Annotated in this window: 11 protein-coding genes; 3 read left to right on the top strand and 8 right to left on the bottom strand. The window is 66.8% G+C overall.

Annotation, left to right across the window (positions count from 1 at the left end; genetic code table 11):
• Nucleotides 1–135: 135 nt before the first annotated feature.
• Nucleotides 136–2,268 (bottom strand): HAD-IC family P-type ATPase, encoded by a 2,133-nt coding sequence (locus C2L71_RS06980; RefSeq protein ID WP_103265062.1) that lies wholly within the window; start codon nt 2,266–2,268, stop codon nt 136–138.
• A gap of 136 nt (nt 2,269–2,404) precedes the next feature.
• Nucleotides 2,405–2,599: a helix-turn-helix domain-containing protein gene (locus C2L71_RS12185; RefSeq protein WP_187143304.1), complete on the bottom strand. Its 195-nt coding sequence runs from the start codon at nt 2,597–2,599 to the stop codon at nt 2,405–2,407.
• A 55-nt stretch (nt 2,600–2,654) separates the two neighbouring features.
• On the opposite strand from C2L71_RS12185, the gene thrC reads away from it, so the two are divergent.
• Together thrC and C2L71_RS06965 are read left to right on the top strand one after the other, a co-directional pair.
• Nucleotides 2,655–4,229 carry a threonine synthase gene (gene thrC, locus C2L71_RS06970; RefSeq protein WP_103265061.1) on the top strand — a complete coding sequence of 525 codons (1,575 nt, stop codon included), beginning with the start codon at nt 2,655–2,657 and terminating at the stop codon, nt 4,227–4,229.
• A 50-nt stretch (nt 4,230–4,279) separates the two neighbouring features.
• Nucleotides 4,280–4,624: a winged helix-turn-helix domain-containing protein gene (locus C2L71_RS06965; protein WP_103265060.1), complete on the top strand. Its 345-nt coding sequence runs from the start codon at nt 4,280–4,282 to the stop codon at nt 4,622–4,624.
• A 116-nt stretch (nt 4,625–4,740) separates the two neighbouring features.
• On the opposite strand, the gene C2L71_RS06960 is transcribed toward C2L71_RS06965, so the two are convergent.
• The 4 genes from C2L71_RS06960 to C2L71_RS06940 form a co-directional block, all read right to left on the bottom strand.
• Nucleotides 4,741–5,358: a molecular chaperone TorD family protein gene (locus tag C2L71_RS06960; protein WP_103265059.1), complete on the bottom strand. Its 618-nt coding sequence runs from the start codon at nt 5,356–5,358 to the stop codon at nt 4,741–4,743.
• A gap of 111 nt (nt 5,359–5,469) precedes the next feature.
• The gene (gene nrfD / locus C2L71_RS06955) at nt 5,470–6,345 is read right to left on the bottom strand and encodes an NrfD/PsrC family molybdoenzyme membrane anchor subunit (protein WP_239926478.1); all 876 of its coding nucleotides are present in this window, start codon (nt 6,343–6,345) and stop codon (nt 5,470–5,472) included.
• A gap of 5 nt (nt 6,346–6,350) precedes the next feature.
• Complete coding sequence (locus tag C2L71_RS06950; RefSeq protein WP_103265057.1) at nt 6,351–6,995, bottom strand: 4Fe-4S dicluster domain-containing protein; 645 nt, start codon at nt 6,993–6,995, stop codon at nt 6,351–6,353.
• Between the two features lie 176 nt (nt 6,996–7,171).
• The gene (locus C2L71_RS06940) at nt 7,172–10,267 is read right to left on the bottom strand and encodes a molybdopterin-dependent oxidoreductase (RefSeq protein WP_170042458.1); all 3,096 of its coding nucleotides are present in this window, start codon (nt 10,265–10,267) and stop codon (nt 7,172–7,174) included.
• Between the two features lie 371 nt (nt 10,268–10,638).
• On the opposite strand from C2L71_RS06940, the gene C2L71_RS06935 reads away from it, so the two are divergent.
• Nucleotides 10,639–12,234, top strand: a complete 1,596-nt coding sequence (locus tag C2L71_RS06935) for a helix-turn-helix transcriptional regulator (RefSeq protein WP_157938944.1) — start codon at nt 10,639–10,641, stop codon at nt 12,232–12,234.
• Here the strand turns inward: C2L71_RS06935 and C2L71_RS06930 are convergent.
• Nucleotides 12,219–12,965, bottom strand: a complete 747-nt coding sequence (locus C2L71_RS06930; RefSeq protein ID WP_103265054.1) for a response regulator transcription factor — start codon at nt 12,963–12,965, stop codon at nt 12,219–12,221. The two genes, C2L71_RS06935 and C2L71_RS06930, sit on opposite strands and share 16 nt — an antisense overlap.
• Entirely contained in the window at nt 12,962–14,143 is a 1,182-nt protein-coding gene (locus C2L71_RS06925) for a sensor histidine kinase (RefSeq protein ID WP_239926449.1), read from the bottom strand. Before C2L71_RS06925 ends, C2L71_RS06930 begins: the two co-directional genes overlap by 4 nt.
• Between the last annotated feature and the right edge of the window lie 94 nt (nt 14,144–14,237).

Below are 14,237 nucleotides of genomic sequence, written 5' to 3'. Positions count from 1 at the left end.
TAACAAAAGTATCTTATAGCAAACTTTTGCAGAATGGAAGCCTTGGCTAACATTTTTTGGAATCGTTGACGGGACGTCGTGCGCAAGAGGACGTGGGCGGGAGCGGGGGCGAGAACCGGACGCCCCCGTGCGGGCTCAGTCGTCTTTGAGCGTCATGGCGTTCACGGCCACGATGACGGTGGACAGGCTCATGAGCACGGCGCCCACGGCGGGGCTCAGCAGGATGCCCGCGGGCGCCAGCACGCCTGCCGCCAGCGGGATGGCCACGATGTTGTAGCCGGCGCCCCACCAGAGGTTCTGCTTGATCTTGCGCGTGGTGTTCGTGCCCAGGTCGAGCAGCCGCACGATGTCCTCCGGATCGCTCTTCACGAGCACGACGTCGGCGGAGTCGATGGCAACGTCGGTGCCCGCCCCGATGGCCACGCCCACGTCGGCCTTCGCGAGGGCGGGCGCGTCGTTGATGCCGTCGCCCACCATCATGACCACGTCGCCCGCCGTGCGGCGCTTCTGCACGAGGCGCACCTTGTCCTGGGGCACGAGCCCAGCGTGGAACTCGTCGATCCCGAGGTCGCGGGCCACGGCGCGCGCGGCCTCCTCGTTGTCGCCCGTGAGCATGACGGGCGCGATGCCGCGCTCCTTGAGCTGCCGCACCGCCTCGCGCGCCGTGGGCTTCACCTCGTCGCCCTGGGCCACCACGCCGGCCACGACGCCGTCGATCACGAGGAAGCTCACCGTGAGGCCGCGGCCTGCGAGCTGCTGGAACAGGTCGCGGTCGTAGACGATGCGCCGCTCGTCGAGGTGGCGCGCGTTCGCAACGAGCGCCTTCCGCCCGTCCTCGAGCGTGCCCTCCACGCCCACGCCGGCCACGGCGTGCTCGTCGCGCACGGGCGCGGGGCGCACGCCCCGGTCGCGTGCTGCGGCCACGATGCTCGCCGCGAGCGGATGCGACGAGGACTGCTCGAGCCCGGCGAGGATCGCGAGCACGCAGTCATCGGCACGGTCGTCGGCGGATGCGCCGCCGTTTTTCTCGTCATTTACCGCGACCGTGCCGGCGGCCCCTCCGGCATTATCGCCCTTGCCATCGCCGGAGCCCGGCTTTCCCACCGCGCGCACCTCCGCCACGCGGAAGTCGCCCTCGGTGAGCGTGCCGGTCTTGTCCATCATCACCACGTTCACGCGCGGCGCCACCTCAAGCGCCCGTCGGCGTCGCACGAGCAGGCCGTGCCGCGCGCCGATGGACGTGGAGCGCGCGGCCACGAGCGGTATGGCCAAGCCGAGCGCATGCGGGCACGCGATGACGAACACCGTGACCATGCGCGTGAGCGCGTCGCCCACGCTACCCGTCACGGCAAGCCACGCGGCGAAGGCCGCGACGCCCACGCCCACGGCGGCGTAGAACAGCCAGCGCGCCACCTTGTCCGACAGCACCTCGGCGCGCGACTTCTCCTGCTGCGCCTGCGACACCAGCTTCATGACCTGGGCAAGGTAGCCCGACTCGCCCGTGCCGGTCACGCGCACGTACAGCGTGCCGTCGCCGTTCTGCGATCCGCCGAACACGGAGTCGCCCGCTCCCTTGGCCACGTCGCGCGCCTCGCCGGTGACGAGCGCCTCGTTCACCTGCGACTCGCCGCGCACGACCTCGCCGTCGGCGGGCACCTTCTCGCCCGCCTCTACCATGACGGTCTGCCCCACCTGCACCTCGGACAGCGGCGCATCGGCGAAGGAGCCGTCCGGCCGCTCCACGTGGGCCTGCGCCGGCAGGAGCTCGGCCATCTCCTTGAGCGCGTCGCCCGCGCCCATGACGGCCCGCATCTCCACCCAATGGCCCAGGAGCATGATGACGATGAGCGTGGCCAGTTCCCAGAAGAAGTCCATGTGCATGCCCGCCGCGTGCAGGACGGAGCGCTGGACGAAGGCGTAGATGCTGTAGGCGTAGGCCGTGGTGATGCCGAGCGCCACGAGCGTCATCATGGCGGGCTGGCGGCGCCTGAGCTCGTCCGCCGCCCCGCGCAGAAACGGCATGCCGCCGTAGACGAACAGCACCGTGGCGAGCGCCGCCACGACCCAGTCCGAGCCGGGGAACGCGAGCGTGATGGGGAGCGCCATCCCCATGGGCGAGGACAGCAGCAGGATGGGAATCGTCAGCACGAGGCTCGCGAAGAACCGCCGCTTGAGGTTCGCCCCGTGCATCGCCATGCCGCCCCCGGAGGCGTCCTTTCCGGAAGAGCCGTCCCGCCCGTCCTCGCGTTCGCCGTCATGCCCGCCCATCCGCCTCGCCTCGCCTTCATCAGTTGCCCTGCCTGCGCTATCGAGCACCAGGGTAGGACGCGACAGCGGCATCGCGCGGGTGCGGAGGCGAACCGTTGCACAGCGGAAACAAGGCGGTCGGGCGGGCGAAAGAGGCTCAGCCCACCATGCCCAAGGCGAGCGGCTCTATGCGCTCAAGATCATCGCGATGGAGGTCGAGCGACTCCCACAAATCGGTGTTGCGCTGCAAGTTCAACCAATACTCGGGCGATGTGCCGAACAGGTTCTCGTCAAATCGAGTTTTCGGGAAGAAAAACAGGGTCTCGCGACGCGCCGGTTGTTTTCGGAACATAGTATACTTAGGATGGATAATCGAAACGTGCGAATTCGACCAGAAAGCGCAGGACATGGCTGAAAACCATTACATCGACACGCGCGGGTGCGCCGAGCGCCCGGTCACGTTCACGGAAGCCGTCGTCGACGGGCTAGCGGCTGGCGGCGGGCTGTACGTGCCCGAGCGCATCCCGGAGCTTTCCCTGGAGGATATCGCGGCGCTAGCGCAGCTGCCCTACGCCCAGCGCGCGGCGCGCATCTACCGGGTGTTCGACGTCGACCTGCCCGCCGAGACCATCGAAGAGCTCATGGCCCAAGCCTACGGCGACAACTTCGACGACGAGCGCATCTGCCCCATCACGTCGCTTACGGCCGACACCCACGTGCTGGAACTGTGGCACGGTCCCACGAGCGCGTTCAAGGACATGGCGCTGCAGTGCCTGCCGCGGTTCTTCTCCGCAAGCGCCGCCCAGCTGCGCGAACAGGGGAAGCTCGACCACGACTTCCTCATCCTCGTGGCCACATCGGGCGACACGGGCAAGGCCGCGCTCGAGGGCTTCCGCGACGTGGACGGCGTGAGCATAGGCGTGATGTACCCCGACGGCGGCGTGAGCGACATCCAGTTCAAGCAGATGGCCACGCAGCGCGGGCGCAACGTGCAGGTGTGGGGCGTGCGCGGCAATTTCGACGACTGCCAAACCGGCGCGAAGAACGTGTTCGGCGACGAGGAGTTCGCGGAGCAGCTGTTGGAAGAGCACGGCGTGGCGCTCTCCAGCGCGAACTCCATCAACTGGGGGCGCCTCATGCCCCAGATCGTGTACTACGTGTCGGCCTACGCGCAGCTGGTGGCAGACGGCAAGTTGGGACTGGGCGACGAGCTGGACGTGTGCGTACCCACGGGCAACTTCGGCAACATCCTGGCCGCCTACTACGCCAAGCGCATGGGCGTGCCGCTGGGCATGCTGTACTGCGCCAGCAACGAGAACCGCGTGCTCACCGACTTCATCAACACGGGCACCTACGACATCTCCGAGCGCCCCTTCGTGCTGACGCCCTCCCCTTCGATGGACATCCTCGTGTCGTCGAACCTGGAGCGCCAGCTGTTCGAGCTGACGGGGCGCGACGCCGAGGCCATAGCCGGCTGGATGTCCGACCTGCGCGAGCAGCGCCACTTCCGCGTGGACGAGAACACGTTCGCCCGCGTGAGGGAGCTGTTCGCCTCCGACTCCATCGACAACGCCACGTGCCTTCGCACCATCAAGCGCGTGTTCGACGAGCACGGCTACCTGCTGGACCCGCATACGGCCGTGGCCTACCAGACCGCCGAGAACCTCCGGGGCGAGAACCCCGTGCTCATCGCGAGCACGGCGCACTGGGCCAAGTTCGGCGACAACGTATATCGCGCGCTGCACGGCATCGAGCCGGGCGCCGCGCTGCCCGACGACGTGGCCGCGCTTTCCGGCTGCGAGCTGAACGACCTGATCGCACGCGAGACGGGGGCGAATGACGTCCCCCGCGGCCTGGCCGAGCTCGACGCGCTACCCATCCGCTTCGGCGAGGTTATAGAGGGAGACGCGGACAGCATCGAGGCGGCGGCCGCGCGCTTCATGGAGAAGCTGGACGCGACGGCGTCCGCGCGCAACGACTGACGCTTCCCGCAACGAAAACGGCTATGACCGGAGAAGAACGAGGATAGACTATGAGCGAACTTGCGAACCTGAAGCCGACGATCAGGCTGTCCATCATGAACCCCGACTCCGAGAGCGGCTCGCTGTTCGGACGCGGCATCGCCAGCCTGTGCTTAGGCGTGCGCGAGACGGGTTCGCTCAACTCGTCGGCCAAAAGCATGGGCATGGCCTACAGCAAGGCATGGCGTATCGTGAAGGACACCGAAGCGGCTCTGGGCATCCAGCTGCTTGATCGCGACGGCGCGCACGGCAGCACCCTGACCGACGCCGGCGCCATGCTGCTCGAGGCCTACATGGCCATCGACAAGAAGCTTCAGGAAGACGCCGAGAAGGAGTTCGCCCGCATCCTGGGCTAGCGGGAAGCCCGCATGCCGCGCCCAGGCAAACCCGCTCGCCTGCTGGGATTCAGGTCTGGCACGGCATGGCATCAGGCGCTCGCCTGGAGCGACCGGCGCGAGGGATGCAGCACCAACTAACCTGCTGCCGCATCCAGTCCGACCCACCGCTGCACGGCATCGAACAACCGCACGTACACGTCGTCGTCGCGCTGGCGCGCGAAGGCACACAGCGTGGGCGTCCAGTGGCGAAGATGACGCTCGAGGAACTCCTCGGCGAAGGCGCCGGCCGCCCTCCCCCGCACGTTCCCGGCCGCCTGCACGCGGCGCAGGTGCGCCATAAACGCGAGCTCGGCCACAAGGTGATCCGGGCGCATCGACCCGACGAGGGGGCCGAACCCGTTCAGCGCGCGCGGGTCGAAGCCATACATGCGATAGCAGGCCAGCACCTCGGTCATGCGCCTGCCGTCCACGTGCCCCGGTTCCAGGCGACCGTCCTCGCCCTGGCGCGCATCGGCCATGCAGCTTTCCACCGCCGGCACGTACAACGGCGACACTGCTACGACCAGGCGGTCATGGAAGCGGTGCACCAGTTCCTCGCCGACGGCAACGTCGCCGGGCGCTTCCGCGCCCGCTGCTTCCAGCAACAGACCCATGCGCTCAACCTGCTGCGCGTCGGGCTCGTTGGACAGCACGGAGGCGAACAGCGCATACACGCTCGCCGCGGCAAGGCTGTCGTTCCCTATCTGTTCCACAGCTTTTCCTCTCTCGAAGGAGGGACGGGGTCGCGCCCCGCCCCTCTGGCCGCAAGGGCAGATCGGCGAGCGCCCGGGAGGGGGCGGACGCTCGCCGTGATGATCATTCTGCTAGAAAGCGGCCCCCAAGGTGATGCTCACCGCAGCCATCACGATAACGTAGCGCATCGCGAACTCCCCGATGCAGGAAGCCACATAGCCGATCATGCCGACGTTCGTCACGTCGCGCCGCTTCGAAATAAGGCGGCATACGCCTGCGACCAGGGGAACGACGATTCCGCACACCACCACCCCTATCCAGAAAACAGAGGCGAAGGATCCCACGAGCATGCGCTGCACCGACAAACTCGCAGCAGCGTGCGCCGAGTCGCCGGGAACGGCCGCGGTGGCGACAAGCAACGCCGCAAAGAGAACCCCGACGAGCACCGGCAGCACAACCTCGGCTTTGGGCATGAATGTCAAGGAAGGGAGTTCGTCGCGAGCGGAAAAGTAAGCGATGGCCGACACGAGCGAGAAACCGGCAAGAGCAGCGGAAACGACGAACAATGCAGGGAGGATCGCCATGTTCCATAGCGGATACGCCTTCGCAGCCCCAAGAAGCACGCCGGTATACGTTGCGACGCCAAGCGAGCATAGCATCCCCAGCACGTCAATGAATTTTGGAACCTTCTTCTTGGCAAGCTGAAAGATCAGGGACGCCGCAGCAATCACGAGAAAGACGCTCAGGCACAACACTCCCCAAGCCATAGGCGAACCGAGATTCGACACGAGGCCGAAGAAGCGTGCAGGACTGCCCAGGCCCGCTCTTGCATCCACCATGAGAAGCAGCGTACCAACTGCAACCGTCGCCAAACCAACGACCGACCCGATAAGCCGGATCTTCTTCGTCGAACCGGAAAGCCATCCGGTGACGCTTGCAAGGAGAAACGACCCCGCTCCCAACCCGGCAAGAAACAGGTAGCATACGATAAGCTCGTTCCATACCATGGCGATCACGCTCCCATCTCTTCGAGTTTGACGGCCACGCGGCCGCCGTGCAGCACCGACGACGACTTCGGCAGCGCATTCGTCTCCGCCAGGCCCACGTAGCACGTGTTCGTGCCGATGCCCAGCTCGGGCAGCATGCTCTCGGCGCCCAGCTCGGCCACCTTCTTCGCCACCTCGCTGTTCGGGTCGTTCAGATCGCCGAACAGGCGCGCATGCGTGGGACAGTTGCCCGCGCACGCCGGAAGCAGCCCGGCCGACGTGCGGTTCACGCAGAACGTGCACTTCTCCACCTCGCCGGCGTCGTTCTGCCAGCGCACGGAGAAGGGGCAGGCCGCCATGCAGTACTTGCAGCCGATACACTTCTCCTGATCCACGAGGATGAGGCCGTCGTCGTTGCGGTACGTGGCGCCCGTGGGGCATACCGCCAGGCACGGCGCGTCATCGCAGTGGTTGCACAGGTGCGGCACGTTCGCCCGCACCACGTTGGGGTACTCGCCCGCATCCCACGTCTCGATCCACGTGTTGAACTGCTTGATCTCCAGCTCGTTTTCGAACTTGCACGCGTTCACACACGCGTGACACCCGATGCACAGCGACACGTCCACCAGCATGAACGGCCGTTTGCCCGATTTCGTCTCAGCTCTTTGCATGGTTCACCCTCTATTCTTGTCATCTCGTAGGTCCAGCAAAGTCAGCGAGGGTTTCCCGTGGTGCCCAAGATCGTGGGGAGGGCGAGGGCGAAGCGTACTTGCATACGCGAGTCCTCGGCCTCGCCACGAGGTCGGGTGCCACGGGAAGCCGCAGCGTCGACCGGTTCCGACGGCCGTCAAGCCGTCGGAACCACCAATTTGAACATGCCGCCGTTGCGGCCCGGGGTGGACGCCTCGGGGTCGGAAAAGGCGAAGATAGCGCCTTCTCCGACCTGGGGGTCGAGCATCTGGCACAGCTGGACGCCAGTGTTGATGGCCGGGTTGCCCGGTACCGTCTCGTCGCCCACCGTCAGGTCGGTGGAGCCGTAGGCGTCCTGCGTGTAGCCGAATGAGATGCCAATGTTCCCGCGCGCCGTGCCGCCGCGCAGCATGGCCACGCCCTCCATAACGTCGCCGGAGGGGTTTATCGCCTGCACCGTGTCGCCATCCTTGATGCCCAGCTCGCGCGCATCCTCGATGTTGATCTCCAGGTAGTTGTGCGGCGAGAGCTCGCGCAGAAGCGCGCTATCGGACAGCATGGTGACACAGCGGAAGTACGGCTTGTGGCTGGCGGCGCCGAAGGGGTACTCCTCGCGCGAGTACACGTCAGCGATGGGCGTGCCATCGCTGAACGTCTCAGCATGCCAGCCGAGGGCGCCCTCGTAGAACTTACCGGTGTAGTGGTTTCTCACCGAGCCGCGCTCTTCGGAGTAGAAGTTCACCATGTAGGCGCCGGCGTAGGTCTGGCGACCCTGATCGTCCCACGTGTCGGCCTCGGGCCACGTGCGGCACCCGCGGCTGAGCAGGCGCTGCACCTTCGACCACTCCTCGGGCGTCACGGCCTTCTTCCACGCTTCGGGTAGCGTGTCGAGCGCCTGCATCCGTATCTCCTCGTCGGAGAGATCCTCGATGACACCGTCCTCGTACGCCACGTTCGCGAGCGCCTTCACGTAGTAGTCGCACGCGTCGTTGAACGGAAGCTTCTCGCCCGTGGCGGACAACAGCGCCTCATCGCCGTAGCCGGGCAGGCCCAGCTTGCGGCCCACGTCGCAGAGGTACACATCGAAGCTGGCGTGGCGCCCGTCATCCAGCTTCATCGACTTCGGCTCCACCATGGGCCACTGCAGGAAGTTGCCCTTGTGGGGCCACCAGGCCGCGTGCTGGGAGATGCCGAAGTGTTCGCGGTACATGGTGTCGGGCACGATGTAGTCCGCCATATGGGCGAACGTACCCTCCACCACGTCGGAGCAGATGGCCAAGGGGATGATATCGGGGTCTTTAAACGCCGCCATGACCTCTTCGCGCTGGGCGCCCGGCGTGGCCTTGATGGGGTTGCACTGCCACGTGAGCAGGATCTTCGCTTTGTGCGGGTAGCCGTTGGCCAGCGAAAGCACCATCTGGTTGTCCGACGTGCCCACGCCGCCCGGATACCACGGCAGCAGCGGCTTCGGGTCCTTCTCGCCGGCGGCCGTGCGGCGCTTGTACTCGCTCGTATCCTCCCAGGCGAACCCGGTGCGGTCGACGCGCGCGTCGGGCTTGTCCTTCGGCATACCCTCGGCCTTGCTCAGCAGGTAGCGCTCGCCGTTGCCGGGGCCGGTCACGCCCACGAACGTGGCGATGATGCTGCCCTTCATGCAGATGGCGCCCGTGAGACCGGCCAGCGTCGAGTAACAGCTCGTGGCATCCGTGCCGTTCGCGGACGTGACGCCGCCCGCGCCGTTGACGGACGACTTCGTGCCGTGAGCCACGAACTCGCTCGCAACCTCCTCGATGACGTCGACAGGCACGCCGCAAATCTCGGAGTACTCCTCGATGGTATGCTCGTTCGCGCTGTCCTTGAGGAACAGGTAGGCCGTGCGCACCTTCACGCCGTTGACCTCGCCTTCCCACTCCATGAGCCCCTTGTCGCAGTCGAGCGACACCGCCGGCTGCTGCGTGGCGGCGTCGATGCACACGTACTGATCCTCGAAGGCGTTCTCGGCCGAAGAGGGCGTAAGGCCCGCATCCTCGGGATGCATCATGTGGCGATAGTTCGGGTGCGCCTCGTCCACGATCACGAGGTGCGTGGCGTTCGTGCACGCGTTGAAGCCCAGCTTGATAGCTTGGGGCAGGTTCGGGGCGCACATAAAGCCCTCGTTGTACTTCTCGTTGTCGATGATCCAGCGGATCATGCCCATGGTGAGCGCCGAGTTCGTCGCCGGCTTGATGGGGTACCACACGGCGTTGTCCTGCGCCGGAGTGACCACGCCGTTGCCCAGATTCGGGTCGAACACCACGATCTTGGCCTGTTTGTTCTCGATGGTGGCGGCCACGCGCTTCAGATCACTCATCACGCTGCCGCCGTTGGCGCCGGGAAACGTGCCCATCCAGATGGCGTATTCGTTATTCTCAGCGTCGATACCGAGGTCATCGCCGTCGCCCGACTGGTAGGGGTACACACCCTTCGCGCCGTAGCACGACGAGTGGTGCGAGTACTTGTTCGAGCTGCCGTACATGCTGAGGAAACGCGTGGACGTCTGCCCGCGACCGTCGGTGCGGCCGCCGCAGTAGATGAGGCCGTTCGCCTTCGAGCCGAACTCGGGAGCGTCGGGCACGAGCGGCGTATCGAAGTCGCGCACGGCGCGGAAGCCCTCGATCTCGCGATCCTCGCCGAGGTGTGCGAACAGCTTGCCGCCCTCCACCGTCTCCTCAATGAGCTGGTCCCAGCTGATGGGCTCCCACTTACCCTCGCCACGCTTGCCCGCACGCTTGAGCGGCGTGGTGATTCGGTACGAATTCAAGTACACATCGAGCGCGCCGAGCGAGCGGCCGCAACAGGTGGCCGCACCGGTCTGCTTCGTAGGCGATTGCGTCATGGTGCGGTAGGCCTCCGTGAGCGGCTCGTCGAACGGCAGCACGGGATAGGCGTTGCACGGGTTGTAGGGGTTGCCTCCCTGCGCGAGGATCTCGCGCGAGTCGCGATCGAGTTTCAAGCGCACGCCGCACATGGCGTAACAGCCCACGCAATTGCTGTAGCGCACGATGACCTCGTCGTTAACCTTAATCTCGTCCGTATTCGGGTCGTAGGCAGCCTCCAGCTTGCGGCCGCGGCCCGACACCGGGAACTCCGGATCGACGGGCGCCTGCTCGGCGGCCTCAGCAGCGTCCGGCAGCCCGAGCCCCGCGAGCGCCGCAGCGCCGGTCAGGCCGGCCAGCTGCGTGAAGCGCCTTCTCGACAGATCGGTGATAGCCATAGAACCATCCTCCTTCTCCTCTTCCATCGTTCACCGCGTCCTGCAGAAGGAGGCGGCGACGCGCTCGCCGATGCCGCCGGCGCGTGCATCCAGAGGGCAACCGTACGCGTCGGCGCCGATGGTGCGCGCTTGGCGGCGGCGTGCCAACGAGTGCAGGTTCCAGCCTATGCGGGCGGATGCCGAACGCGCATCGGTGGGATACAATGGAAGGCGCACGCCGAGCGGAAACACCCTCATTGAATGTCAATGATTTTCCGATTTCGGCTGTTGGGGACCTGAGAGGACGATGCGGGTTTCCAACTATCAGTACTCCGGTATACTATAAAATCGAACGGGGTGGCAGCTGGGCGATACCGGGGGGAGAGCGGCGCATGGCGGACAAACTGTGTTCTTCCGTGATGGGGCCTGCACGGCTCGTGTTCGCTTCGGGGGAGCTGCGACGCGCGCTGCTGGCGTTCGTACTGTTGTACGCATGGGAGTACCTGGCGTTCTTCTCGAGCGCGCTCACCAGGAAAGCAACGGTGGCCAGCCCATGTCTGCCTGAACATTGCTGGGCAGCCGCCGGGCTCGTCGCAGCCCTCTGCTCGCTCGGGCTGCTCGCAGCGCGCAAGCGCGGATCCCTGCGCTTCACGGAGAGACTGACGCTGTCGGCCGCCGTACTCATGGGGGCGTGCAGCCTGGGAATCTACCTGCTGTACACGTTTGACGTGTACGCCGAAGTGGCGCCCTACGTGTGCGCCGGGCTCGTGGGGCTGGCGCTGCCTTTTCTGTACCTGCATCGCGTGCACCACTTCCCGCAGCTGGAAGCCGCGTTCCTGGGCACGTTCTTCGGGCTTGCGTTCCTTTTGGCCCTGCTTATCTACCTGCTGTTCATCCTGTTGCCTGCGCCGGCCGCCGTCGCATTCTGCACCGTGGCTCCCGTGGCCTTCCTGCTGCTGAGCGCACGGCAGCCGGCGCTCGAGCGCGAACGGTCCGTCGGCCGAGAGCAGACGGCGGCCTCGTTCTCGCTCAGGCCGCTGTTGGTAAACAGCGCCTCCGCGTTCATCTTCATCATCTGGCTGAACTTCGCGTTCTTCCGGATCATCGCTGCGCCGTGGGACTTCGCGTCGCGGTCGTGGTACTACCCATCGGTATTCGTGACCACACTCGTGGCGCTGGCGGCCATCCTCCTGGTCGTGCGCCTGTCGGCACTTCGGAAGCACCAGCGCGGGCAGGTGCGCTTCGCCGTGGTTGCGTTCGCCATCAGTTACCTCATATTGTACGTGCGGTTCTACAACCCGTTGCTGGCCACCATCGCATTCGCGTTCTGCTTCGCATGCATGATCGCGCTCGAAGCGCTGGCCTGGAGCTTCTGGTACCAGACGGTAAAGGAGGGGCGCAGCCGCGCCAACGTACCGCTGTTAGCCTACCTGGCCGTCAAGGGCGTGGGGCTGTTTGCGGGCGTGGCGTTGGGAGAGTGGTCGTGCCTGTTCACGGGAGGCGTCATACCGGTGACGGCGCCGCTGCTGTTCCTGATCCTGCTGTTCGCCTGCGCCATGGCCATCAAGCTGGAGGACTTCGACAAGCTGTTTGTGGAGGTGCGCGAGACAAGGCCGCCGCAAGGCTACGTCACCGATTTCGGGAACCTCATCATCGCAGACGCGCTCGAGCCCGCCCCCGCCGCGGGCGCGCCGGAAGCGACGGGCGGGCGCGCGGCGGGGGCTGAGAGCGCGGTCGACAAGCTGGCCGGACGCTACGCGCTCTCGCCGCGCGAGACGGACGTGGCGCGGCTGCTGCTGGCGGGACGCAACCGACCATTCATCAAGGACGCCCTGTTCATATCCACCGGCACGGTGAACTCGCATATCTCGAGCATCTACCGCAAGACCGGCGTGAAGTCCCAGCAGGAGCTCATCTCGCTCGCCGAGCGCGTGGCACGGGGCGAGGACGATCGAGAGGCGTCGGAGCCCGGCTACCGTGCGCGGTAGTATGCGATGGCCAGCTGGGTGCGGTTCTTCAGCTGGAGCTTCTGCAGGATGGCGCTGATGTGGTTGCGCACGGTGCCCTCGCTGATGTAGAGGGCGGCGGCTATCTCCTTGTTGTCCAAGCCCTCGGCCACCTGCTCCACGATGGCGTGCTCGCGCTCGGACAAAAGCTCGAGCGCGGCGGCGGCATGCGCCTGCTCGGCGCTCTGGGCCGGCGACCCCGCGGCAACGCCAGCGGGTGCCAGCCGCGCCGCGCCGGACAACCGCGGCCCCCCGCCCTGCACGAGGGCCTCCACGCGGCCGAGCACCTCGCCGCCCAGCACGCTCTGTCCGCACGTCACCGAGCGAAGCGCCGGGGCGATGGTGGCCACCTCCTGCTTGATGAGGTAGCCCTTCGCGCCCAGGCGCAGCGCCCGCACGATGTACTCGTCATCGGAGAACGTGGTCAGGAACACGATGCGCGCCTCCGGGTGCGCGGCCAGGATGCGCTCGGCCGCCGCAAGGCCGTCCGTACCCGGCATTTGGATGTCCATGAGCAGCACATCGGGCCGTTCGCGCTCGAACAGCGCCACGGCTGCCTCGCCGTCGCAGCCCTCGCCCGCCACGGCCACATCGGGCTCGGCGGCCAGGATGGTGGCGAGCGACGTGGTGACGAACGGGTCGTCGTCCACGATGCACACGCGGATGCGCCCCTCCTGTGCCGCGGACGGATCCGCGGCCTTCTCCTCGCTCATGGGAGATCCCCCTTCGGTACGGTGACGAACACCTTGAATCCCTGGTCGTAGTCGACGCGGAGCATGCCGCCCAGCGCGCGGGCGCGGTCGGACATGGTGGCCAGCCCGATGCCCCGCGCAGCCCCGGAGGCGGGCACCGAGTCGGCTCCTTGGCGGTCGAGCACAGAGGCGGGAGGCGGCACGGAGCCGTTGTCGTGCACGGCCAGCCGGTAGAACGCCGGGTAGGCGGCCACCGACACGGACACGCGGCTGGCGTCGGAGTGCTTAGAGGCGTTCGAAAGCGCCTCGCGCACGATGGCCAAGAAGCCGTAGCCCACGTCGGGCGGCACATCGGACGCGCGGTAGTCGATGTCCACGGCGAGCGTCGTGAAAGCCTCGGCCGCCTCCCTCATCTGCGTTTCCAGGTCGAACGCGTCGTCATGTAGGTCGTGCACGCTGGCGCGGACCGTGCTCATGGCCTCGTGCAGCGTGGCCCCCACCTGCGCCAGCTCCGAGCGCACCCGCTCGTCGTCGCGGTGGACCACCTGCAGCGCCTCCACCTGCATGATGGATCGCGTGAGCAGATGTCCCACGTTGTCGTGGATCTCGCGCGCGATGCGGCCGCGCTCGGCCAGCGTCGCCAGTCTCACCTCGAGGTCCTGCTTGTCGCGCAGCCCGCGGTTCTTCTCCTCCAGTGCGAGTGACGTCTCCTGCACGCTGTCGCGCAGGCGACGGTAGGCAGCCTGCTCCGCCTGGGAACGGGAGGTGCGAAACGACAGCAGGAAGGCCACCGCGCAGGCCAGCAGCACGACGACGACGGCATCGAGCGGCAGGCGCACGGCGGCGGCGAGCGCGGGCACCGTCCAGCACACGCGCAGGGCCGGATGGTCGTCGCGCGCCAGGTCGTACACGGCAAGCGGCAGGAACAGCGCGAAAGGCGGCAGCGCGAGCGCGATGGCCGCGAAGGCCACAGGCGGCAGAACGCCCCAGCGCCGCGGCAGCACCTCGGCCGCGGCGGCGCTCACCACGGCCACGAGCAGGGCCACGATCAAGGCGGGCTCCCAGGGCACCATGACGAGGCCTGCCAGGCAGCAGACGAGCACGATGGCTTTGTCGACGGCTCTTTCCATGGGGCCATGGTAGCAGGTTGCGCGCCGCCCCACGCGCCGCGCGGCGGCGGCGCGTGGAATTCGTGACATTTGTCACCCCGCGGGCGACGATCGATGACGCCGCTCACTGGCGGGCGGCCCGCCGACGCGCGATGATGGTTCCAGCATCCGGTGCCGCCCGAGC

The organism is Enteroscipio rubneri (genome assembly GCF_002899715.1).
GTDB classification, from domain to species: domain Bacteria; phylum Actinomycetota; class Coriobacteriia; order Coriobacteriales; family Eggerthellaceae; genus Enteroscipio; species Enteroscipio rubneri.
The sequence above is the reverse complement of the archived record's forward strand: the minus strand, read 5'-3'. Positions and strand labels throughout refer to the sequence as shown.

Coding starts and splice junctions, on each gene's coding strand:
- C2L71_RS06980 (WP_103265062.1), bottom strand. CDS start 2,268: ATGGGCGGGCATGACGGCGAACGCGAGGACGGGCGGGACGGCTCTTCC.
- C2L71_RS12185 (WP_187143304.1), bottom strand. CDS start 2,599: ATGTTCCGAAAACAACCGGCGCGTCGCGAGACCCTGTTTTTCTTCCCG.
- thrC (WP_103265061.1), top strand. CDS start 2,655: ATGGCTGAAAACCATTACATCGACACGCGCGGGTGCGCCGAGCGCCCG.
- C2L71_RS06965 (WP_103265060.1), top strand. CDS start 4,280: ATGAGCGAACTTGCGAACCTGAAGCCGACGATCAGGCTGTCCATCATG.
- nrfD (WP_239926478.1), bottom strand. CDS start 6,345: ATGGTATGGAACGAGCTTATCGTATGCTACCTGTTTCTTGCCGGGTTG.
- C2L71_RS06950 (WP_103265057.1), bottom strand. CDS start 6,995: ATGCAAAGAGCTGAGACGAAATCGGGCAAACGGCCGTTCATGCTGGTG.
- C2L71_RS06940 (WP_170042458.1), bottom strand. CDS start 10,267: ATGGCTATCACCGATCTGTCGAGAAGGCGCTTCACGCAGCTGGCCGGC.
- C2L71_RS06935 (WP_157938944.1), top strand. CDS start 10,639: ATGGCGGACAAACTGTGTTCTTCCGTGATGGGGCCTGCACGGCTCGTG.
- C2L71_RS06930 (WP_103265054.1), bottom strand. CDS start 12,965: ATGAGCGAGGAGAAGGCCGCGGATCCGTCCGCGGCACAGGAGGGGCGC.
- C2L71_RS06925 (WP_239926449.1), bottom strand. CDS start 14,143: ATGTCACGAATTCCACGCGCCGCCGCCGCGCGGCGCGTGGGGCGGCGC.